The sequence below is a fragment of the Streptomyces sp. NPDC033131 genome (genome assembly GCF_055578365.1).
Genome location: NZ_JBVIPA010000001.1, coordinates 709193 through 732001 on the forward strand (window position 1 = coordinate 709193; position 22809 = coordinate 732001).

General features: G+C 69.4%; 20 protein-coding genes. All 20 read left to right on the top strand.

Going from position 1 to position 22809, the window contains the following annotated elements; all coding sequences use genetic code 11:
• Window positions 1–7 precede the first annotated feature (7 nt).
• The 20 genes from lysA to atpA all read left to right on the top strand — a co-directional run bounded on the left by lysA (window position 8) and on the right by atpA (window position 22799).
• Complete coding sequence (gene lysA, locus ACZ5XS_RS03215) at window positions 8–1399, top strand: diaminopimelate decarboxylase (RefSeq protein WP_468647457.1); 1392 nt, start codon at window positions 8–10, stop codon at window positions 1397–1399.
• 147 nt (window positions 1400–1546) lie between these two features.
• Complete coding sequence (locus tag ACZ5XS_RS03220; protein ID WP_468647458.1) at window positions 1547–2839, top strand: homoserine dehydrogenase; 1293 nt, start codon at window positions 1547–1549, stop codon at window positions 2837–2839.
• Between the two features lie 6 nt (window positions 2840–2845).
• Window positions 2846–3904, top strand: a complete 1059-nt coding sequence (gene thrC / locus ACZ5XS_RS03225; RefSeq protein ID WP_468647459.1) for a threonine synthase — start codon at window positions 2846–2848, stop codon at window positions 3902–3904.
• A gap of 278 nt (window positions 3905–4182) precedes the next feature.
• Window positions 4183–5112, top strand: coding sequence for a homoserine kinase (gene thrB / locus ACZ5XS_RS03230; protein ID WP_217239361.1), 930 nt, complete (start codon window positions 4183–4185; stop codon window positions 5110–5112).
• A 408-nt stretch (window positions 5113–5520) separates the two neighbouring features.
• Window positions 5521–7602, top strand: a complete 2082-nt coding sequence (rho, locus tag ACZ5XS_RS03235; protein ID WP_468647460.1) for a transcription termination factor Rho — start codon at window positions 5521–5523, stop codon at window positions 7600–7602.
• A gap of 138 nt (window positions 7603–7740) precedes the next feature.
• Window positions 7741–9558 (top strand): trypsin-like serine protease, encoded by a 1818-nt coding sequence (locus ACZ5XS_RS03240; protein WP_468647520.1) that lies wholly within the window; start codon window positions 7741–7743, stop codon window positions 9556–9558.
• A gap of 208 nt (window positions 9559–9766) precedes the next feature.
• Window positions 9767–10900, top strand: coding sequence for an LCP family protein (locus ACZ5XS_RS03245; protein WP_468647461.1), 1134 nt, complete (start codon window positions 9767–9769; stop codon window positions 10898–10900).
• A 157-nt stretch (window positions 10901–11057) separates the two neighbouring features.
• Entirely contained in the window at window positions 11058–11279 is a 222-nt protein-coding gene (gene rpmE, locus ACZ5XS_RS03250; protein ID WP_217239358.1) for a 50S ribosomal protein L31, read from the top strand.
• 105 nt (window positions 11280–11384) lie between these two features.
• Window positions 11385–12461, top strand: a complete 1077-nt coding sequence (gene prfA, locus ACZ5XS_RS03255) for a peptide chain release factor 1 (protein ID WP_217239357.1) — start codon at window positions 11385–11387, stop codon at window positions 12459–12461.
• 47 nt (window positions 12462–12508) lie between these two features.
• Entirely contained in the window at window positions 12509–13354 is an 846-nt protein-coding gene (gene prmC, locus ACZ5XS_RS03260; protein ID WP_217239356.1) for a peptide chain release factor N(5)-glutamine methyltransferase, read from the top strand.
• A gap of 64 nt (window positions 13355–13418) precedes the next feature.
• On the top strand, window positions 13419–14066 hold the full coding sequence (locus ACZ5XS_RS03265) for an L-threonylcarbamoyladenylate synthase (RefSeq protein WP_468647462.1): 648 nt from the start codon (window positions 13419–13421) through the stop codon (window positions 14064–14066).
• The gene (locus tag ACZ5XS_RS03270) at window positions 14063–14740 is read left to right on the top strand and encodes an arsenate reductase/protein-tyrosine-phosphatase family protein (protein WP_468647463.1); all 678 of its coding nucleotides are present in this window, start codon (window positions 14063–14065) and stop codon (window positions 14738–14740) included. The genes ACZ5XS_RS03265 and ACZ5XS_RS03270 overlap by 4 nt, the downstream gene beginning before the upstream one ends.
• A gap of 165 nt (window positions 14741–14905) precedes the next feature.
• Window positions 14906–16150 carry a serine hydroxymethyltransferase gene (locus ACZ5XS_RS03275; RefSeq protein ID WP_468647464.1) on the top strand — a complete coding sequence of 415 codons (1245 nt, stop codon included), beginning with the start codon at window positions 14906–14908 and terminating at the stop codon, window positions 16148–16150.
• A gap of 129 nt (window positions 16151–16279) precedes the next feature.
• A complete protein-coding gene (locus ACZ5XS_RS03280) occupies window positions 16280–17590 on the top strand; it encodes an MraY family glycosyltransferase (RefSeq protein WP_468647465.1) in 1311 nt (436 codons plus the stop codon).
• 301 nt (window positions 17591–17891) lie between these two features.
• Window positions 17892–18326 (top strand): hypothetical protein, encoded by a 435-nt coding sequence (locus ACZ5XS_RS03285; protein WP_468647521.1) that lies wholly within the window; start codon window positions 17892–17894, stop codon window positions 18324–18326.
• Window positions 18327–18551: 225 nt separating this feature from the next.
• A complete protein-coding gene (gene atpB / locus ACZ5XS_RS03290) occupies window positions 18552–19376 on the top strand; it encodes a F0F1 ATP synthase subunit A (protein ID WP_266433785.1) in 825 nt (274 codons plus the stop codon).
• A 76-nt stretch (window positions 19377–19452) separates the two neighbouring features.
• Window positions 19453–19674 carry an ATP synthase F0 subunit C gene (gene atpE, locus ACZ5XS_RS03295; RefSeq protein ID WP_004925497.1) on the top strand — a complete coding sequence of 74 codons (222 nt, stop codon included), beginning with the start codon at window positions 19453–19455 and terminating at the stop codon, window positions 19672–19674.
• Between the two features lie 42 nt (window positions 19675–19716).
• Window positions 19717–20268 carry a F0F1 ATP synthase subunit B gene (locus tag ACZ5XS_RS03300; protein ID WP_217239351.1) on the top strand — a complete coding sequence of 184 codons (552 nt, stop codon included), beginning with the start codon at window positions 19717–19719 and terminating at the stop codon, window positions 20266–20268.
• Window positions 20265–21080, top strand: a complete 816-nt coding sequence (locus ACZ5XS_RS03305; protein WP_468647466.1) for a F0F1 ATP synthase subunit delta — start codon at window positions 20265–20267, stop codon at window positions 21078–21080. The genes ACZ5XS_RS03300 and ACZ5XS_RS03305 overlap by 4 nt, the downstream gene beginning before the upstream one ends.
• Before the next feature lie 123 nt (window positions 21081–21203).
• Window positions 21204–22799, top strand: a complete 1596-nt coding sequence (gene atpA, locus ACZ5XS_RS03310; protein WP_468647467.1) for a F0F1 ATP synthase subunit alpha — start codon at window positions 21204–21206, stop codon at window positions 22797–22799.
• The last annotated feature ends 10 nt before the right edge of the window (window positions 22800–22809 follow it).

A 22809-nucleotide genomic window follows, 5' to 3' on the forward strand; every position in this document is an offset into this window, starting at 1 on the left:
ACACGCCATGAGCCGTTCCGCACACCCCGCCGGGCCCCGTCACGCCGATGTCCTCCCCGAGGGCCACTACTCGGCCCCGCCGGCCGACCTCAACACGCTCGACCCCAAGGTGTGGGCGCAGACCGTCACCCGCGACCAGGACGGCGTCGTCACCGTCGGCGGCATCGACGTGAAGGCCCTCGCAGAGGAGCACGGCACCCCCGCCTACATCGTCGACGAGACCGATTTCCGGGCCCGTGCCCGTGCCTGGCGCAGTGCCTTCGGGACCGACGCCGACGTCTTCTACGCCGGCAAGGCGTTCCTCTCCCGCGCCATCGTCCGCTGGCTGCACGAGGAAGGGCTCAATCTCGACGTCTGCTCGGGCGGCGAGCTCGCGACCGCTCTCTCCGCCGGGATGCCCGCCGACCGCATCGCCTTCCACGGCAACAACAAGTCGACGGAGGAGATCCACCGGGCCATCGAGGCGGGCGTCGGGCGTATCGTCCTCGACTCGTTCCAGGAGATCGTCCGCGTCGCCCACATCGCGCAGTCGCTGGGCAAGCGGCAACGGGTGCAGATCCGTGTCACCGTCGGCGTCGAGGCCCACACCCACGAGTTCATCGCCACCGCCCACGAGGACCAGAAGTTCGGCATTCCGCTTGCCGGGGGCCAGGCCGCCGAGGCCGTACGCCGCGCCCTGCGGCTCGACGGGCTCGAACTCATCGGCATCCACAGCCACATCGGATCCCAGATCTTCGACATGTCCGGGTTCGAGGTCGCCGCCCACCGTGTCGTCGGGCTGCTGAAGGACGTGCGCGACGAGCACGGCGTCGAGCTGCCCGAGATCGACCTCGGCGGCGGCCTCGGCATCGCCTACACCAGCGACGACGACCCCAGCGAGCCGCACGAGATCGCCAAGGCGCTGACCGAGATCGTCACCCGTGAGTGCGAGGGCGCCAAGCTGCGCACGCCCCGCATCTCCGTCGAGCCGGGACGCGCCATCGTCGGGCCGACCGCCTTCACGCTCTACGAGGTCGGCACCATCAAGCCCCTCGACGGGCTGCGTACGTACGTCTCCGTCGACGGCGGCATGTCCGACAACATCCGTACCGCGCTGTACGACGCCGAGTACAGCGTCGCTCTCGTCTCCCGCACCTCCGACGCCGGGCCGATGCTCGCCCGCGTCGTCGGCAAGCACTGCGAGAGCGGTGACATCGTGGTGAAGGACGCGTTCCTGCCGGCCGACCTGGCACCGGGTGACCTGATCGCCGTACCGGCGACGGGTGCGTACTGCCGGTCCATGGCCAGCAACTACAACCACGTGCTGCGGCCGCCGGTGGTCGCGGTCAACGACGGCGAGTCCCGGGTGATCGTCCGCCGGGAGACGGAGGAGGACCTGCTGCGCCTCGACGTGGGGTGAGCACTCGGAAAAACGGGGGTGCAAGATCTCCTGTCCTGCCGCCCCGTACACATGAAATCGATGTCTCACGATCCGGACATGGGATAGAAAGTCCCGTCCGGTGAGTGAGACTGGTCCCACCGTGACGGTATGAGGAAACGAGGTCGGATGATGCGTACGCGTCCGCTGAAGGTGGCGCTGCTGGGCTGTGGAGTGGTCGGCTCAGAGGTGGCGCGCATCATGACGACGCACGCCGACGACCTCGCCGCGCGGATCGGTGCGCCCGTGGAGCTCGCCGGTGTGGCCGTACGACGGCCCTCCAGGGTCCGCGAGGGCATCGACCCCGCCCTCGTCACCACCGACGCCACCGCCCTCGTCAAGCGCGGTGACATCGACGTGGTCGTCGAGGTCATCGGCGGCATCGAGCCGGCTCGGTCGCTCATCACCACCGCCTTCGAGCACGGCGCCTCCGTCGTCTCCGCGAACAAGGCCCTTCTCGCGCAGGACGGCGCCGCCCTGCACGCGGTGGCGGAAGAGCACAACAGGGACCTCTACTACGAGGCCGCCGTCGCCGGTGCCATCCCGCTGATCCGGCCGCTGCGCGAGTCCCTCGCCGGCGACAAGGTCAACCGGGTGCTCGGGATCGTCAACGGCACCACGAACTTCATCCTCGACAAGATGGACAGCACGGGCGCGGGCTATCAGGAAGCCCTCGACGAGGCCACCGCCCTCGGGTACGCCGAGGCCGACCCGACCGCCGACGTCGAGGGCTTCGACGCCGCCGCCAAGGCCGCCATCCTCGCCGGGATCGCCTTCCACACGCGCGTGCGTCTCGACGACGTCTACCGCGAGGGCATGACCGAGGTCACCGCCGCCGACTTCGCCTCCGCACGCGAGATGGGCTGCACCATCAAGCTGCTCGCCATCTGCGAGCGGGCGGAGGACGGCGGGTCCGTCACCGCGCGCGTGCACCCCGCGATGATTCCGCTGACCCACCCGCTCGCCTCCGTGCGCGGCGCGTACAACGCCGTCTTCGTCGAGTCCGACGCCTCCGGGCAGCTGATGTTCTACGGTCCCGGCGCCGGTGGCGCCCCCACCGCGTCCGCCGTGCTCGGCGACCTCGTCGCCGTCTGCCGCAACCGGCTGAACAGCGCCACCGGCCCCGGCGAGTCCTCGTACGCCGCGCTGCCCGTGTCGGGCATGGGCGCGGTCGTCACGCGGTACCACATCAGCCTCGACGTGGCGGACAAACCGGGTGTTCTCGCCCAGGTCGCCACCGTGTTCGCGGAGCACGGTGTCTCGATCGATACGGTTCGCCAGCAGGGGAAGGACGGCGAGGCCTCTCTCGTCGTCGTCACGCACCGAGCGTCCGACGCCGCCCTGGGCGGAACCGTCGAGGCGTTGCGCAAGCTCGACACCGTGCGTGGTGTCGCCAGCATCATGCGGGTTGAAGGAGAGTAACCAGCAATGACCCACCAGTGGCGCGGAATCATCGAGGAGTACCGGGACCGGCTGCCGGTGTCCGGCACCACGCCGGTCGTGACGCTCCGCGAGGGCGGCACGCCCCTCGTGCCCGCGCAGGTGCTCTCCGAGCGCACCGGCTGCGAGGTCCACCTCAAGGTGGAGGGTGCCAACCCCACCGGGTCCTTCAAGGACCGCGGTATGACCATGGCGATCACGCGGGCCAAGGAGGAGGGCGCGAAGGCGGTCATCTGCGCCTCCACCGGCAACACGTCCGCGAGCGCCGCCGCGTACGCCGTGCGCGCCGGGATGGTCTGCGCCGTCCTCGTCCCGCGCGGCAAGATCGCGCTCGGCAAGATGGGGCAGGCGCTCGTGCACGGCGCCAAGATCCTTCAGGTCGACGGCAATTTCGACGACTGCCTCACCCTCGCCCGCGCCCTGAGCGACAACTACCCCGTGTCTTTGGTCAATTCGGTCAACCCGGTGCGGATCGAGGGCCAGAAGACGGCCGCGTTCGAGATCGTGGACATGCTCGGGGACGCACCCGACGTCCACGTCCTGCCGGTCGGCAACGCGGGCAACATCACGGCGTACTGGAAGGGCTACAAGGAGTACGCCGCCGACGGCATCGCCACCAGGACCCCCCGTATGTGGGGTTTCCAGGCGTCCGGCAGTGCCCCGATCGTGCGCGGCGAGATCGTCAAGGACCCGTCGACCATCGCCACCGCCATCCGGATCGGCAACCCCGCGTCCTGGCAGTACGCCCTGGCGGCACGGGACGAGTCCGGCGGCTTCATCGACGAGGTGACGGACCGTGAAATCCTGCGCGCCTACCGGCTGTTGGCCGCTCAGGAGGGTGTGTTCGTCGAGCCCGCCTCCGCCGCGTCGGTGGCCGGTCTGCTGAAGGCCGCCGAGCAGGGCAAGGTCGACCCGGGACAGCAGATCGTGTGCACCGTCACCGGAAACGGCCTCAAGGACCCCGACTGGGCCGTCGCGGGTGCCCCGCAGCCGGTCACGGTCCCGGTCGACGCGGCCACGGCGGCCGAGCGCCTCGGCCTCGTCTGACCCGCACGACGACCTCCGGGAAAGGGTTATCCCCAGAGAAGGTGCACAGGGGGCTTACGACACGCATCGTGCGCCTCCTGTGCGCCCTATGTCGCCACGGATCCTTCCTTCGATAGGCTGTACCGAACCCGCCCGCCGCATATGCCTCCGCATATGGCCGGGTGCCGCGCCGTCTCCGCGGCCCGGAAGCGGTCCCCAGGGTCCTCACACCCCAGGGAACCTCACGTACGTATCGAATGTCTTCGACAGTCCCGCAGCTCAAGGAGAGTCATCGAGAGATGGCCGGTCCAGCCTTCCGCGCCGCCGCCGTCCGAGTGCGCGTCCCCGCCACCAGCGCCAACCTCGGTCCGGGCTTCGACGCCCTCGGCCTGTCGCTCGGGCTCTACGACGACGTGGTCGTCCGGGTGGCCGACTCCGGGCTGCACATCGACATCGCGGGTGAGGGCGGCGAGACGCTCCCGCGCGACGAGAACCACCTTCTCGTACGGTCCCTGCGCACCGCCTTCGACCTGCTCGGCGGACAGCCGCGCGGCCTGGAGATCGTCTGCGCGAACCGCATCCCGCACGGCCGGGGCCTCGGCTCCTCCTCGGCCGCCATCTGCGCCGGCATCGTCGCCGCGCGCGCCGTGACCATAGGCGGCGAGGCCAGGCTGGACGACACCGCCCTGCTCGAGCTCGCCACCGAGATCGAGGGCCACCCCGACAACGTGGCGGCCTGTCTGCTCGGCGGTTTCACGCTCTCCTGGATGGAGGCCGGTGCCGCCCGGGCCATCAGGATGGAGCCGGCCGATTCCATCGTTCCGGTGGTTTTCGTGCCCGGTAAGCCGGTCCTGACGGAGACCGCGCGCGGACTGCTCCCGCGCACCGTGCCGCACGTCGACGCAGCCACCAACGCAGGCCGTGCCGCCCTGCTCGTCGAGGCCCTGACCAGGCGCCCCGAGCTGCTGCTGCCGGCCACCGAGGACCGGCTCCACCAGGAGTACCGGGCGCCGGCCATGCCGGAGAGCGCGGCGCTGGTGGAGCGGCTGCGGGCCGACGGGGTCCCGGCAGTCATCTCCGGCGCGGGCCCCACGGTGCTCGCGCTGGTCGACGGTGAGAACGCCGACAAGGTCGCTCACTTGGCGGGCGGGGGCTGGGCCGCGAACCGGCTGAAGTTCGACGCCCGCGGGGCGAGTGTGTTGCCGCTCGCGCCCGCCAGTGACATCTGAGATCCGGCGCCTGCCGGATTTCGAGAGGGGGAATGTTTGTTGGATCCGGTAGTGTTAACCTCAAGTCTGCACCCGACCCCACCACGGCGAGGTGCTTCACGTCCCCGTCCGGGACAGACACTCTTCCGGGAGCCTCCCAAGCCGCACTGTGTTTCGTACGACGTACGCGGGCAGTACCTCGTACGCGGGCACTGAGCGACTTGCCGGGCACGCTCCGGAACCGGTGCGACCAAGTCACGTGACACGGACACTCAGTGCCACGGCTTTCGGAAGCGCCGTCACCACATTCCTCCGCCGCTTAGGCGGACCACCGCCCCGGCACGGTCCACACAGCAAGGACCGCAGTCGGACAGCACAACCGGTCGCCGAGCCAGACAGGCCGACGTCCGCTCCAGGGAAGGACCCTTCGTGAGCGACACCACCGATCTGATGGGCGCACGTGTCGAGGAGACCGCTGCCGCGCCCGCCACGGACGCCTCCGCGCCTGCCACCGGTGCCGGCTCCCGGCGGCGCCGCGGTACCGGCCTCGACGGCATGGTGCTGGCCGAGCTGCAGCAGGTCGCCTCGGGCCTCGGCATCAGGGGCACTGCGCGCATGCGCAAGAGCCAGCTGATCGAGGTCATCAAGGAAGCGCAGGCCGGGGGAGGGGGTGCTGCTCCCAAGACGGCAGGTCCCGCCGCGGACGCCGCTGCCGAGACCAAGCCCAAGCGCCGCGCCACCTCCAAGGCCCGTACGGGCGACGAGGCCGCTCCCGCCGCCGCCAAGAAGGCGGCCGCGAAGTCCGAGGCCCCCGCCGAGAAGGCCGTGGCCCAGCAGCAGATCGAGATTCCCGGCCAGCCGGCCGGCGGCCCCTCCCGCGCGAGCGAGGCCGAGCGCGCGGGGGACGACGCTCCCACCGAGCGCCGTCGTCGCCGCGCCACCGCGGAGGCGGGCAGCCCCGAGACGGTCACCGCCGAGGCGAAGAGCGAGCCGAAGGCCGAGACGCCGGCTTCGCAGGCGCAGGGCGACGTTGACGGCGGCGAGGGCCGTCGTCGCGACCGCCGCGAGCGCGGCCGCGACCGTGACCGCGGCGACCGCCGCAAGGGCGACGACCAGCAGGGCGGCCAGAGTGGTCAGGGCGGCCAGAGTGGTCAGGGCGGCGGCCAGCCGCAGCGCCAGGACCGCCCAGACCGTCAGCAGCAGAGCGGCGGTGGTCGTCAGGACCGCCAGGACCGCCAGCGTGACAACGGCCCGCAGGACGACGACGACTTCGACGGCGGACGCCGGGGCCGTCGCGGCCGCTACCGCGACCGCCGTGGCCGTCGCGGCCGTGACGAGATGAGCGGCCCCGAGCCGCAGCTGGCCGACGACGACGTCCTGATCCCCGTCGCGGGCATTCTCGACATCCTCGACAACTACGCCTTCATCCGTACGTCGGGCTACCTGCCGGGCCCCAACGACGTGTACGTCTCGCTCGCCCAGGTCCGCAAGAACGGCCTGCGCAAGGGTGACCACGTCACCGGTGCCGTGCGCCAGCCGAAGGAGGGCGAGCGCCGCGAGAAGTTCAACGCGCTGGTCCGCCTGGACTCCCAGAACGGCATGGCACCCGAATCCGGGCGCGGACGGCCGGAGTTCAACAAGCTGACGCCGCTGTACCCGCAGGACCGCCTCCGTCTGGAGACGGACCCCGGCATCCTCACCACCCGCATCATCGACCTCGTCGCGCCGATCGGTAAGGGTCAGCGCGGTCTGATCGTGGCCCCGCCGAAGACCGGCAAGACCATGATCATGCAGGCGATCGCCAACGCGATCACGCACAACAACCCCGAGTGCCACCTGATGGTCGTCCTGGTCGACGAGCGTCCGGAAGAGGTCACCGACATGCAGCGGTCGGTCAAGGGCGAGGTCATCTCCTCGACCTTCGACCGTCCGGCCGAGGACCACACCACGGTCGCCGAGCTCGCCATCGAGCGCGCCAAGCGTCTGGTGGAGCTGGGCCACGACGTCGTCGTGCTGCTCGACTCGATCACGCGTCTGGGCCGTGCGTACAACCTCGCCGCCCCGGCCTCCGGCCGCATCCTGTCCGGTGGTGTCGACTCGACCGCCCTGTACCCGCCGAAGCGCTTCTTCGGTGCGGCCCGCAACATCGAGGACGGCGGCTCGCTGACCATCCTCGCCACCGCCCTGGTGGACACCGGGTCCCGCATGGACGAGGTCATCTTCGAGGAGTTCAAGGGCACCGGCAACGCCGAGCTCAAGCTCGACCGCAAGCTCGCCGACAAGCGAGTCTTCCCGGCGGTGGACGTCGACGCGTCCGGCACCCGTAAGGAAGAGCTGCTGCTCGGCGGCGACGAGCTGGCCATCGTGTGGAAGCTGCGCCGGGTGCTGCACGCGCTCGACCAGCAGCAGGCGGTCGAGCTGCTTCTCGACAAGATGAGGCAGACGAAGTCGAACGCCGAGTTCCTGCTGCAGATCCAGAAGACGACCCCGACGCCGGGCAACGGCGACTGACGTCACCTTCCACAAAGGGCCACCCCTGTGCCAGGGGTGGCCCTTTGTGCTGTACACGGCCGGGATACGATCACGCTCTTCGGTCGACTTCTCGGCCCGAACTCATGATCCCGAGGGGGGACTCGCGTGGGTACACCCATGTCCGGGGGCAGCGGCCGGCACAGACGTCGCATACGGATCGCGCTGCCCGTCGGCGCGGCCGGCGTGGCCGCCGCCGTGGCCGCCGTGCTGTTGACGTCGTCCGCGGACGCCACCACCGCCGTCACGCCGAAACCGCCGGTCAGGACCGCGGTCGCGCAGCCCTCGCTCGCCGAGCTGCAGCAGCGGATCACCGACGCCATGGCGGGTGACGACACCCCCGGAGGCACGACGGCCAAGGACTCGCTGAGCGCGAGCACCAGCACCGACCCCGACACCGGCACGTCCACCGTCGACCCGCAGATCATCGGCGGTACGACGACCACCATCACCACCGCCCCGTGGATGGCGCAGCTCTGGTACACCGACGACCAGGGCACCGCCGACGAGGGCGACGACACCGGCTTCTTCTGCGGCGGCGCCGTCATCGCGCCGACGAAGATCCTCACCGCCGCGCACTGCGTGAAGGGTTACGACTGGCACGCGGGCGGTGCCGTCGTGACCGGCACCTCCCAGTTGCCCTCGGAGGGCGACCTGCACGGCGGCACCGTCAGCGGGGTCCTGCGGCAGTGGAACCACCCGTCGTACAGCGCGCGGACCATCGACAACGACCTCGCGGTGCTCACCCTGGCGAGTCCGGTCAAGGCCACGCCGATCCGCATGACGACGTCCGGCGACACCGCCTCGTACGCCTCCGGCACCAGTGCGAAGCTCTACGGCTGGGGCCGAACCACCTCCACCACCCAGGCCACCTCCCAGACGCTGAAGACGGCGACGCTGCCGATCAAGTCCGACGCCACCTGCGCCGGTTACTACGGCACCGACTTCGTCAAGGGGCACATGGTCTGCGCGGGCACCCCCGCCACCGGCAGCGACACCGGTACGACGTCCGCCTGCAACGGCGACTCCGGCGGCCCGCTGGTCGTGAACAACCGGATCGTGGGCGTCGTCTCGTGGGGCGTGCCGAACTGTGTGACGAAGGGTGCGTACAGCGTCTTCGCCAAGGTCAGCGCGTACGTCGGTGCCGCCTATCCGCGCGTCGACGACACCAACCTGAGCTTCGACCACAAGGCCGACCTGTGGGTGCGCAACGCCTCCACCGGGACCGGCTACGAGAAGGACTCCACGGGCAGCGCCTTCGGCGCCCGCCAGTCCTGGGGCAACTGGAACGGCGTCAACGTCGTCCTGCAGACCGACCTCAACCGGGACGGCTACCAGGACTTCGTGTACCGGGAGAGCTCGACCGGTGACGTCTACTGGTGGCGCTACGTCCCGGCCACCGAGAGCTGGGCCGACCCCCAGCAGATCTTCGACAACTGGAAGACCCGCACCCGCATCCTCACCCCCGGCGACGTCACCGGCGACTACCTGCCCGACCTGCTCTCGGTCGACTCCGCGGGCGTCCTGTGGATCTACCCCGGCAAGGGCAACGGCACCTTCGCGGCCCGCGTGAAGTTCGGCTCCGGCTGGAACCAGTACAACTCCCTGCGCGGCCACGGCGACTTCACCGGCGACGGCAAGACCGACCTGATCGCGCGCGGCAAGACCAACGGCTACGTCTACCTGTACAAGGGCACCGGCAAGTCCGGCAGCGGAGCCTTCTCCGCCCGGGTCAAGGTGCGCACCTGGGGCAGCACGACGTACAACGCCTTCGACGCGGTCGGCGACGTCACCGGCGACGGCAAGGCCGACTTCCTGGCCCGTACGCCCGGCGGCACGCTTTACCTCTACAAGGGCTCCGGCAAGGCCACCAGCGAGATCTTCGCCACAAGGATCTCCGTGGGGACCGATTTCAAGCAGTACGACATCTTCGGCTGAGCCGCTGGTGAACGGGGTTCGCCCCGAACAGCACCTTACGCACTGTGGCCACCCGATGCACAGGGTGGTCACAGTGCGTTGTGCAACCCTTTCCCAGGTTTCGCCGTCTGACCAGGCGGAGCAACAGTGGTGCGGTTCACGTCTTCCCGTACCCACGCCTGACCCTGAAAGCAGGGGGTAACCGACCGGACGAGAATTCGAGGAGCACATGTCCGCCGAGAGCACGCCGGAGTCCGGCATACCGCAGCCCGGTACCACAGGCCGCCATCGCGCCAAGGGCAGCCGCCGCAAGCCCGCGGGCAAGCGCCCCAAGGGCGTTCTCATCATGGCCTGGACGGCTGCGGGCATTCTCGTTCTGGGCGGCAGCGGAGCCGGCTACCTCTACTTCAAGCTCAACGGCAACATCAAGAGCGTCGACATCGACTCGGCCCTCGGCACCGACCGGCCGACCAAGGTCGACAACGGCTCCGAGAACATCCTCGTCCTCGGCTCGGACACCCGTGCCGGCGGCAACCAGAAGCTCGGCGGCGGCCCCGACGACGGCAGCGCCCGGTCCGACACCGCGATGATCGTGCACGTCTACGAGGGCCACAAGAAGGCCAGCGTGGTCTCCATCCCGCGCGACACCGTCATCGACCGGCCCGAGTGCACCGACACCAAGGGCGACACGCACGACGCCGCGTCCGAGGTGATGTTCAACTCCGCGTACTCGACCGGGGGCGCCGCCTGTGCGGTGAAGACCGTCGAGTCCCTCAGCGGCATCCGCATGGACCACTACCTCGAGGTCGACTTCAGCGGCTTCGAGAAGATCATCGACGAGCTCGGCGGTGTCACGGTCACCACGACCAAGGACATCAAGGACGACGACAGCCACCTCGATCTGGACGCCGGCACCCACAAGCTCGACGGCGAGCAGGCCCTCGGCCTGGTCCGCACCCGGCACGGCGTCGGCGACGGCTCCGACCTCGGCCGCATCCAGCTCCAGCAGGCCTTCATCAAGGCGCTGATCAACCAGGTCAAGAGCATCGACCTGTTCGGAGGCGGCACCAGGCTGTACGACCTCGCCAACGCCGCCACCAAGGCCGTGACGACCGACTCCGACCTGGGCTCGATCAACTCGCTCATGTCCTTCGCCGAGGGCATGAAGGGCATCAGCGCCGCCAACATGCACATGGTCACGATGCCGGTCCAGTACGACCCGGCGAACCCGAACCGCGTGATCGTCAAGGAGGCCAAGGCCAAGCAGGTGTGGGCCGCCCTGGAGGACGACAAGGCGATCCCGAAGTCGGCCACCGAGGGCACCGCGACCGGCGAAGCCGACGGTGTCGTGACCTCTTCGTAGCGGCCCCGGCGGCCCCGGCGGGCCCTGGGGAATAGATCGAACCGTCCCCCGGTTTTGGGGGATGCGGCCAGTCCTGGCAGACTGGTACGTCGGCTCCGGTTCACGCCTCCGCATCCCGCGGCTGCGACCCGGCGCCCTCCCGAAACTAGGAGACACCTTGAAGCGCGAGATCCACCCCCAGTACTTCGAGACGCAGGTCAGCTGCACCTGTGGCGCGTCGTTCACCACTCGCAGCACCATCGACTCCGGCACCATCCGTGCCGAGGTCTGCTCCGAGTGCCACCCGTTCTACACGGGCAAGCAGAAGATCCTCGACACCGGTGGCCGTGTGGCCCGCTTCGAGGCCCGCTTCGGCAAGGCTGCCGGCTCCAAGAAGTAGCGAGCCCCATTTCGCCGGTCCACGGTCGCGCCCCCTTCCGGGCGCACCGGGACCGGCGTTTTTGGTCGCCCGCCCTCCCCTTCACCGCAGTATCAGGAGCCCAAGATGTTCGAGGCCGTCGAGGAACTCGTCGCCGAGCACGCCACCCTGGAGACGAAGCTCGCCGACCCGTCGGTCCACGCAGACCAGGCCAACGCGCGCAAGCTGAACAAGCGTTACGCCGAGCTCACCCCGATCGTCGCCACGTTCCGCTCCTGGAAGCAGACCGGCGACGACATCGAGACCGGACGCGAGTACGCCGCCGTCGACCCGGACTTCGCCGCCGAGGTCAAGGAGCTGGAGAAGCAGCGCGAGGAGCTGACCGAGAAGCTGCGTCTGCTGCTCGTCCCGCGTGACCCCAACGACGACAAGGACGTCATCCTGGAGGTCAAGGCGGGCGCGGGCGGCGACGAGTCGGCCCTGTTCGCCGGCGACCTGCTGCGGATGTATCTGCGCTACGCCGAGCGCGTCGGCTGGAAGACCGAGATCATCGACGCCACCGAGTCCGAGCTGGGCGGCTACAAGGACGTCCAGGTCGCCGTGAAGACCAAGGGCGGCCAGGGTGCCACCGAGCCCGGCCAGGGCGTGTGGGCCCGCCTGAAGTACGAGGGCGGCGTGCACCGCGTGCAGCGCGTCCCGGCGACCGAGTCCCAGGGCCGTATCCACACCTCCGCGGCCGGTGTCCTCGTCACCCCCGAGGCCGAGGAGGTCGACGTCGAGATCAACGCGAACGACCTGCGCATCGACGTGTACCGCTCCTCCGGACCGGGTGGCCAGTCCGTCAACACCACCGACTCCGCCGTGCGCATCACGCACATTCCCACCGGAGTCGTCGCCTCCTGCCAGAACGAGAAGAGCCAGCTGCAGAACAAGGAGCAGGCGATGCGTATCCTGCGCTCCAGGCTGCTTGCCGCGGCGCAGGAGGAGGCGGAGCGTGAGGCCGCCGACGCCCGCCGCAGCCAGGTCCGCACCGTCGACCGCTCCGAGAAGATCCGTACGTACAACTTCCCGGAGAACCGCATCTCGGACCACCGCGTCGGCTTCAAGTCGTACAACCTGGACCAGGTCCTGGACGGCGACCTCGACGCGGTGATCCAGGCCTGCGTCGACGCGGACTCGGCAGCGAAGCTGGCGGCCGCGTAAGCGGGTAAGGACACACCCCACGCACGAGGACGACACGGAGGACTTGCGTGAACCTGCTGCTCGCAGAGGTGGCCCAGGCCACCCAGCGGCTGGCCGACGCCGGCGTGCCCTCGCCGCGCAACGACGCGGAGGAGCTCGCCGCGTTCGTGCACGGCGTGAAGCGGGGCGAGCTGCACTCCGTGAAGGACTCCGACTTCGACGCCCGCTACTGGGAGGTCATCGCCCGGCGTGAACAGCGCGAGCCGCTGCAGCACATCACCGGGCGGGCCTTCTTCCGGTATCTGGAACTCCAGGTCGGGCCAGGGGTGTTCGTCCCGCGTCCCGAGACCGAGTCGGTGGTCGGCTGGGCCATAGACGCCGTACGCGCGATGGACGTGGTCGAGCCGCTGATCGTCGACCTGTGCACCGGGTCCGGCGCGATCGCCCTCGCCCTCGCCCAGGAGGTCCCGCGCTCGCGGGTGCACGCCGTGGAGCTGTCCGAGGACGCCCTGAGGTGGACGCGGAAGAACATGGAGGGGTCCAGGGTCGACCTGCGTCAGGGCAACGCCCTGGACGCCTTCCCGGACCTCGACGGCCAGGTCGACCTGGTCATCTCCAACCCGCCGTACATCCCGCTCACCGAATGGGAGTACGTCGCTCCCGAGGCGCGGGACTACGACCCCGAACTCGCCCTGTTCTCGGGGGAGGACGGCCTCGACCTGATCCGCGGCATCGAACGCACCGCACACCGGCTCCTGCGTCCGGGCGGTGTCGTCGTCATCGAGCACGCCGACACCCAGGGCGGCCAGGTGCCGTGGATCTTCACCGAGGAGCGGGGCTGGGCCGACGCGGCCGACCACCCCGACCTCAACAACCGTCCGCGCTTCGCGACCGCCCGCAAGGCGACGCCGTGAGCGCCCCGCACATCTTCGACCCGCAGCAGCACGTGTACTTCGTGTACGAGGAGGCCCGCTAGACATGGCACGGCGATACGACACCAACGACGCGACCGACCGCACGACCGGTCTGCGCGAGGCCGCGTCCGCCGTCCGCCGTGGCGAGCTCGTGGTCCTGCCGACCGACACGGTGTACGGCATCGGCGCCGACGCGTTCTCCTCGGAAGCGGTGCACGACCTGCTGGAGGCCAAGGGCCGGGGCCGCAACATGCCCACCCCCGTCCTCATCGGCTCCCCGAACACCCTGCACGGCCTGGTCACGGACTTCTCCGAGCTGGCCTGGGAGCTCGTCGACGCCTTCTGGCCGGGCGCGCTCACCCTGGTCGCCAAGCACCAGCCGTCCCTCCAGTGGGACCTGGGGGACACCCGTGGCACGGTCGCCGTACGCATGCCGCTGCACCCGGTCGCCATCGAGCTGCTGACCGAGGTCGGCCCCATGGCGGTGTCCTCCGCGAACCTGACGGGCCACCCGGCGCCGGAGGACTGTGACGCGGCGCAGGAGATGCTCGGCGACTCCGTCTCCGTGTACCTGGACGGCGGCCCGACCCCCGGCAACGTCCCGTCCTCGATCGTCGACGTCACGCGTGAGGTGCCGCTGCTGCTGCGCGAGGGCGCGATCTCGGCGGACGAGCTGCGCAAGGTCGTACCCGACCTCGAGGTGGCGAATTGACGGCCCCTGACGCGGGGCGTGGCATAGGCAACGGGGAAGGGACGGGGAGCCTGTTCGAACAGGGCCTCCCGCTCGACAGCTTCCGCATCCTCCACGTCAGCACCGGCAACGTGTGCCGCTCGCCGATCACCGAGCGGCTGACCCGTCATGCCCTGGCGGAGCGGCTCGGCGACCCCCTGTGGGGCGGGGTGATCGTGGAGAGCGCCGGCACCTGGGGCCATGAGGGCGCGCCCATGGAGGCCAACGCGGAGACCGTGCTGGCCGACTTCGGCGCGGACGCCTCCGGCTTCACGGGCCGCGAACTGCTCGACGAACACGTCATCAGGGCCGACCTGGTCCTGACGGCGACCCGTGACCACCGCGCCCAGGTCATCTCCATGGGCCACTCCGCGGGCCTGCGCACCTTCACCCTGAAGGAGTTCACCCGCCTGGTGAAGGCGATCGACCCCGCGACCCTGCCTCCGCTCGAGGACGGCATGGTGGCCCGCGCCCGCGCCCTGGTCCGCGCGGCAGCGGCTCTACGCGGGTGGCTGCTGGCCCCGACGGCCGAGGCGGACGAGGTGTACGACCCGTACGGCGCCCCGCTGACGTTCTTCCGGTCGATCGGCGACGAGATAAACCAGGCGCTGGACCCGGTCGTCACGGCGTTGACGGGCGTGCCCGCGCGCACGTGACGACGGGTTTCGCCCCCGCCGCCCCTTCTCGTCCCGTCCCCGGGGGCTGCGCCCCCAGACCCCCCTTCGGCCCTGAACGGGCCTCGTCCTCGAACGCCGGACGGGCTGAGAAGGCGTCCCGGGCCTACATTGGTCCTACGTCACCGTCGACGCCCGGAGCCCACCATGTCGGTCACCCATGCCTCTGAGTCCGCCGTCGATGTCCTGCGGCGGCAGGACCCCGAGCTGGCCGAGATCCTGCTCGGGGAGGCCGACAGGCAGGCGACGACGCTGCAGTTGATCGCCGCCGAGAACTTCTCCTCGCCGGCCGTGCTGGCCGCTCTCGGCTCGTCCCTCGCCAACAAGTACGCGGAGGGGTATCCCGGTGCCCGGTACCACGGGGGCTGCGAGATCGCCGACGTCGCCGAGCGGATCGCCGTGGAGCGGGCGAAGGCGCTGTTCGGGGCCGAACACGCCAACGTGCAGGCCCACTCGGGGTCCTCGGCCGTGCTGGCCGCGTACGCCGCCCTGCTGCGCCCCGGCGACACCGTCCTCGCCCTCGGGCTGCCCTACGGCGGCCACCTCACGCACGGCTCGCCCGCCAACTTCTCCGGCCGCTGGTTCGACTTCGTGGGGTACGGGGTGGACGCGGAGACCGGGCTCATCGACCACGACCAGGTGCGCACGCTCGCCCGCACGCACCGGCCCAAGGCGATCGTGTGCGGCTCCATCGCCTACCCCCGGCACATCGACTACGCCTACTTCCGGGAGGTCGCCGACGAGGTGGGCGCGTACCTGATCGCGGACGCCGCCCACCCCATCGGCCTCGTCGCCGGGGGAGCGGCGCCGAACCCGGTGCCGTACGCCGACGTCGTGTGCGCCACCACCCACAAGGTGCTGCGCGGTCCGCGCGGGGGCATGATCCTGTGCGGCGCCGATCTCGCCGAGCGGGTGGACCGGGCCGTGTTCCCCTTCACCCAGGGCGGCGCCCAGATGCACACCATCGCCGCCAAGGCCGTCGCGTTCGGCGAGGCGGCGACACCGGCCTTCACGGCGTACGCCCATCAGGTGGTCGCCAACGCCCGGGTGCTGGCGGCCAGGCTCGCCGCCGAGGGGCTCGTCGTCACCACCGGCGGGACCGACACCCACCTGGTCACGGCCGATCCGGCACCCCTCGGTGCCGACGGCCGCACCGCGCGCGGCCGGCTCGCGGCGGCCGGGATGGTGCTCGACTGCTGTGCGCTGCCGCACGCGGACGTCCGTGGCCTGCGCTTCGGCACCGCGGCCGTGACCACCCAGGGCATGGGGGAGACGGAGATGGTGCGCATCGCCGTACTGTTCGCGCAGGTCCTCAGGGGTGACGTGGAGAGCCAGAAGGCCCGTGAAGAAGTGCGGGAGCTGGCCGGGGGATTTCCGCCGTATCCCGGCTGAACCTGGGTAAGCGCTGATCAGCACACAGCCACACGTGCAACCATCGTCGCTACCCGGACGTCCCGAACCCTATGCGCGCATCGCTAGTGTGTGGGACTGAGATGGCCAGCGAGACCTGTGGGGAAGCCCGTGCGTGAATACCTGCTGACGCTCTGCGTCACGGCCGCGGTGACGTATCTGCTGACAGGGCCGGTACGGAAGTTCGCGATCGCGGCCGGAGCGATGCCGGAGATCCGGGCGCGTGACGTGCACCGGGAACCCACTCCGCGGCTCGGCGGGATCGCGATGTTCTTCGGGCTGTGTGCGGGCCTGCTGGTCGCAGACCACCTGACCAACCTCAACCAGGTCTTCGAGAAGTCGAACGAGCCGCGCGCGCTGCTCTCCGGAGCGGCTGTCATCTGGCTGATCGGCGTCCTGGACGACAAGTTCGAGATCGACGCCCTGATCAAACTGGGCGGCCAGATGATCGCCGCGGGCGTGATGGTCATGCAGGGTCTGACGATCCTGTGGCTGCCGATCCCGAGCGTGGGCACGGTCGCGCTGACCCAGTGGCAGGGCACCCTGCTGACGGTGGCGCTGGTCGTCATCACCATCAACGCGGTCAACTTCGTGGACGGCCTCGACGGCCTCGCCGCCGGCATGGTGTGCATCGCGGCGGCCGCGTTCTTCATGTACGCCTACCGCATCTGGTACTCGTACGGCATCGAGGCGGCCGCCCCGGCCACGCTGTTCGCGGCGATCCTGATGGGCATGTGTGTGGGCTTCCTGCCGCACAACATGCACCCGGCCCGGATCTTCATGGGCGACTCGGGCTCGATGCTGATCGGGCTGGTGCTGGCCGCCGGCGCGATCTCCATCACGGGGCAGGTCGACCCGGACAACCTCTTCGGCGGGTCCGAGCGCAGCGCGGTGCACCAGATGGTGCCGATCTACATCCCGCTGCTGATGCCGCTGACCATCATCGCGATCCCGGCAGCCGACCTGATCCTCGCCATCGTGCGCCGCACCTGGCGCGGCCAGTCGCCGTTCGCGGCCGACCGCGGTCACCTGCACCACCGCCTGCTGGAGGTCGGCCACTCGCACAGCAGGGCCGTCCTGATCATGTACTTCTGGTCGGCGCTGATCGCCTTCGGTGCGCTCGCGTACTCGGTGAACTCGGCGTCCATGTGGATCGTGCTCGGTGTCGTGTTCCTCAGCGCCATCGGGCTGTTGCTGCTTCTGCTGCCCCGCTTCACGCCGCGCGCCCCGCGCTGGGCCCAGCGCTTCGTGCCGCCGCGTTACCGCCGCCGGGCGGAGGCCGAGGAGCCCGCGCCGACGGCAGCGGTGGAGCAGGAGAGCCGCGCTCCCGTGGCCGCGGGAGTGTCGGGGGTCAACGGAGCGACCGCGCTCGGCTCCCGTGCACGTCTGGTCGACGGGCGCAAGGCCGGTACGTCCCGCTGACGTGGACAAGGTAAGAATCTGACTAGAGCATTGCCAAGTCGTGGGGAAGCAAAGTTCCCCAATACCAGACAAGTCGCCCTGGATCTTGCACAGACGCGCACTGTCACTCTCATGTGTGACAGCAGGCACACCCACTTGGTAAAGACCGCATCAAATAGTTTGTGATACGGTTCACGAGAACCCCGGATAGAGCCGAAGGACCGCAGTGCGACGGTCCATTGGCGTGAGGTACTCCCTCAGCCCGGGACTACGCTCGTCCATGACGACACCCCTGCCCCCCTGTGAAAGCGGAGTTGCCGCCATGCCGTCCAACGACGTCCGGATCCTGCTCCAGGCTGCTGTGCCCACAGCTGCCGTCGGCGCTGTAGCCGCCGTCGTCAGTGGTGTGGTCGCCGGTGGCAAGGGAGCGATCGGGGCGGGCGTGGCGACGCTGATCGTGATCCTGTTCATGGGGATCGGCCTCTACGTTCTGCAGCGCACTGCCAAATCGCTTCCGCACCTCTTCCAGGCCATGGGCCTGATGTTGTACGCGGCACAGATCCTGCTGCTGTTCATCTTCCTCGCGGCCTTCAAGAACACGACGTTGTTCAACGCCCGGGCCTTCGCGATCGCGCTCGTCGTCGGCACCCTCGTGTGGATCGCCGCACAGACGCGCGCCCACATGAAGGCCAAGATCCTCTACGTAGAGCCCGATTCCTCGGGCGACAAGCCCCACAAGACGGGGCACTCGTCGTGAGGGGTAGGGCCGGTATAAGGGCGCTACAGAGATGCTGCTATCGTCCGGTGCCAACTGCGGCATCGCGGGCGCGGGCATCTGAGCTGACGCCTGCTCAATCGCGAGGCGAGATGCCCCCCGGCCGCCCCCATATCCGAAACACCAGTCCCGTGCCGAACCGCGGCTGCGCGCCGCGCCGACACAACGAGGTTGCCGTACCTATGCGCCACGCTGAAGGAGCCCGCGGTGAGTGCTGACCCGACGCAGACGCTCGCCTTCGAGACCGACTGCCACCTGTTCGACGGTTGTGGCTTCCCGGCTCCGGGCCTGCACTCGTTCCTGTTCGAGCCGCTCTTGGGCGACGCCGACGGCAACGGCCTCTACTTCAACAAGCCGATGCTGCTGGCGCTTCTGGGCTCCATCATCATCGTGGGCTTCTTCTGGGCCGCCTTCGCCAGGCCGAAGCTGGTCCCCGGCAAGCTCCAGATGGTCGCCGAGGCCGGCTACGACTTCGTACGCCGCGGCATCGTCTACGAGACGATCGGTAAGAAGGAGGGCGAGAAGTACGTTCCGCTCGCCGTCTCGCTGTTCTTCTTCATCTGGATGTTGAACCTCTGGTCGATCATCCCGGTCGCCGCCTTCCCGGTGACGTCGATCATCGCCTACCCGGCGATCCTGGCTTTGATCGTCTACGTCACCTGGGTCTCCCTGACCTTCAAGCGGCACGGCTTCGTGGGCGCCTTCAAGAACTTCACCGGCTACGACAAGTCGCTGGGCCCGGTGCTCCCGCTCGCCATGACCATCGAGTTCTTCTCGAACCTGGTGGTCCGCCCGTTCACGCACGCGGTGCGACTGTTCGCGAACATGTTCGCCGGCCACACCCTGCTGCTGCTCTTCACGATCGCCAGCTGGTACATGCTGAACGGCATCGGCGTCGCCTACTCCGCCGTCTCGTTCGTGATGGTCATCGTGATGACGGCCTTCGAGCTCTTCATCCAGGCGGTTCAGGCGTACGTCTTCGTCCTCCTGACCTGCACCTTCATCCAGGGCGCGCTCGCCGAGCACCACTGAGCACCCCGCTTTTCGAACCCCCAGAGTCGTCCGGTGGCCAACCCCCACCGGTCCGTAAAGAGAAGGAAGAACTGGCATGTCCAACCTTGCTGCTGTCACCGGTGACCTCGGTTCCGTCGGTTACGGTCTTGCGGCCATCGGCCCCGGCGTCGGCGTTGGCATCATCTTCGGTAACGGCACCCAGGCCCTCGCCCGCCAGCCCGAGGCGGCCGGCCTCATCCGCGCCAACCAGATCCTGGGCTTCGCGTTCTGTGAGGCGCTCGCCCTGATCGGTCTCGTCATGCCGTTCGTCTACTAAGACGAACCCTGACGACCGACCCTTTCGACGAAAGGCACTGATGTGACATCCGCCCTGGTTTTCCTGGCGGCTGAGGGTGAGAAGGAGAACCCCCTCATCCCGCCGTGGCCGGAAGTTGTCATCGGCCTCATCGCTTTCGTCATCGTCTTCGGCTTCCTCGCCAAGAAGCTCCTCCCGACCATCAACAAGGTTCTGGAAGAGCGTCGCGAGGCCATCGAGGGCGGTATCGAGAAGGCCGAGGCCGCACAGACCGAGGCCCAGAGCGTCCTTGAGCAGTACAAGGCTCAGCTCGCCGAGGCCCGCCACGAGGCCGCGCGGCTGCGCCAGGAGGCGCAGGAGCAGGGCGCCACGCTCATCGCCGAGATGCGCGCGGAAGGCCAGCGGCAGCGCGAGGAGATCGTCGCCGCCGGTCACGCCCAGATCGAGGCCGACCGCAAGGCCGCCGCGTCCGCGCTGCGCCAGGACGTCGGCAAGCTCGCGACCGACCTGGCGGGCAAGCTCGTCGGCGAGTCCCTCGAGGACCACGCCCGGCAGAGCCGTGTGATCGACCGCTTCCTCGGTGAGCTTGAGGAGAAGGCCGAGGCCACGCGATGAACGGAGCGAGCCGCGAGGCCCTGGCAGCCGCACGCGAGCGTCTCGACGCGCTGACGGACTCCACGTCCGTGGACGCCGGCTCGCTCGCCGACGAGCTGGCCGCCGTCACCGCGCTGCTGCACCGCGAGGTGTCGCTGCGTCGGGTCCTGACCGACCCGGCGCAGTCCGGAGAGTCCAAGGCCGAACTGGCCCAGCGCCTGCTCGGCTCGCAGGTCGGCGGTCAGACCGTCGACCTGGTGTCCGGCCTGGTGCGTTCCCGCTGGTCGCAGTCCCGCGACCTGGTGGACGCCCTGGAGGAGCTGGCGGCGCTCGCCGACCTCACCGCCGCGCAGAAGGCGGGCAAGCTCGACAGCGTCGAGGACGAGCTGTTCCGGTTCGGCCGGATCGTCGCCTCGGCCACCGAGCTGCGCGCCGCGCTGACCAACCGCAAGGCGGGCACCTCGGCCAAGAGCGAGCTGGTGCGCAGCCTGCTCGGCGGCCGGGCCGCCCCGACCACCGAGCGTCTGGTGACACGCCTTGTGACCGCGCCCCGGGGACGTAGCCTGGAAGCGGGACTGGAGTCCCTGTCCAAGCTCGCCGCCGAGCGCCGGGACCGCATGGTGGCCGTCGTCACCTCGGCGGTACCGCTGAGCGACCAGCAGAAGCAGCGCCTGGGTGCCGCCCTCGCGAAGCTCTACGGCCGCACGATGCACCTCAACCTCGACGTGGACCCCGAGGTCCTCGGCGGGATCCGGGTGCAGGTCGGTGACGAGGTCATCAACGGCTCCGTCGCGGACCGTATCGAGGACGCCGGCCGCCGACTGGCGAGCTAGCAGCAACTTCATAGCAGTACGTACTTATTACGGCCCGTGTTGGGCCGTGCAGAAGAATCCTGGGGGTCGCCCCCAGACCCCAAAGTGAAACTTCGGGCCCAACAAGGAGAGCAGGGAACCCAGATGGCGGAGCTCACGATCCGGCCGGAGGAGATCCGGGACGCGCTGGAGAACTTCGTCCAGTCGTACCAGCCGGACGCGGCCTCGCGCGAGGAGGTCGGAACGGTCACCGTCGCCGGCGACGGTATCGCCAAGATCGAGGGCCTGCCCTCGGCCATGGCGAACGAGCTGCTGAAGTTCGAGGACGGCACCCTCGGCCTCGCGCTGAACCTCGAAGAGCGCGAGATCGGTGCCGTCGTCCTCGGCGAGTTCAGCGGCATCGAGGAAGGCCAGCCGGTCACCCGCACCGGCGAGGTCCTGTCCGTGGCCGTCGGCGAGGGCTACCTCGGCCGCGTGGTCGACCCGCTCGGCAACCCAATCGACGGCCTCGGCGAGATCGAGACCAGCGGCCGACGCGCCCTCGAGCTGCAGGCCCCGGGCGTCATGGCCCGTAAGTCGGTGCACGAGCCGATGGAGACCGGCTACAAGGCCGTCGACGCGATGACCCCGATCGGCCGTGGCCAGCGTCAGCTGGTCATCGGCGACCGCCAGACCGGCAAGACCGCCCTGGCCGTCGACACGATCATCAACCAGCGTGACAACTGGCGCTCCGGCGACCCGAAGAAGCAGGTCCGCTGCGTCTACGTCGCCATCGGTCAGAAGGGCTCGACCATCGCCTCCGTGCGTGGCGCCCTCGACGAGGCCGGCGCGCTGGAGTACACGACCATCGTCGCCGCCCCGGCGTCCGACCCGGCCGGCTTCAAGTACCTGGCGCCGTACACCGGCTCGGCCATCGGCCAGCAGTGGATGTACGAGGGCAAGCACGTCCTGATCATCTTCGACGACCTGTCGAAGCAGGCCGACGCCTACCGCGCCGTGTCGCTGCTGCTGCGCCGCCCGCCGGGCCGTGAGGCCTACCCGGGTGACGTCTTCTACCTGCACTCCCGTCTGCTGGAGCGCTGCGCGAAGCTCTCCGACGAGCTGGGCGCCGGTTCGATGACGGGTCTGCCGATCGTCGAGACCAAGGCCAACGACGTCTCGGCGTTCATCCCGACCAACGTCATCTCCATCACCGACGGCCAGTGCTTCCTGGAGTCGGACCTGTTCAACGCCGGTCAGCGTCCCGCGCTGAACGTCGGTATCTCCGTCTCCCGAGTCGGTGGTTCCGCGCAGCACAAGGCGATGAAGCAGGTCTCCGGCCGTCTGCGTCTGGACCTCGCCCAGTTCCGTGAGCTGGAGGCGTTCGCCGCCTTCGGTTCCGACCTGGACGCCGCGTCGAAGTCGCAGCTGGAGCGCGGTCAGCGACTGGTCGAGCTGCTCAAGCAGGCTCAGTACCAGCCGATGCCGACCGAGGACCAGGTCGTCTCCGTCTGGGCCGGCACCACCGGCAAGATGGACGAGGTACCGGTCGCCGACATCCGCCGCTTCGAGAAGGAGCTCCTGGAGTACCTGCACCGCAAGGAGCAGGGCCTCATGACCTCCATCAAGGAGGGCGGCAAGATGTCCGACGACACGCTGACGGCCATCGCCGACGCCATCGCCGACTTCAAGAAGCAGTTCGAGACCTCGGACGGCAAGCTGCTCGGCGAGGACGCTCCGTCCGTCAACGTCTCCAAGTGACGTAGGAAGG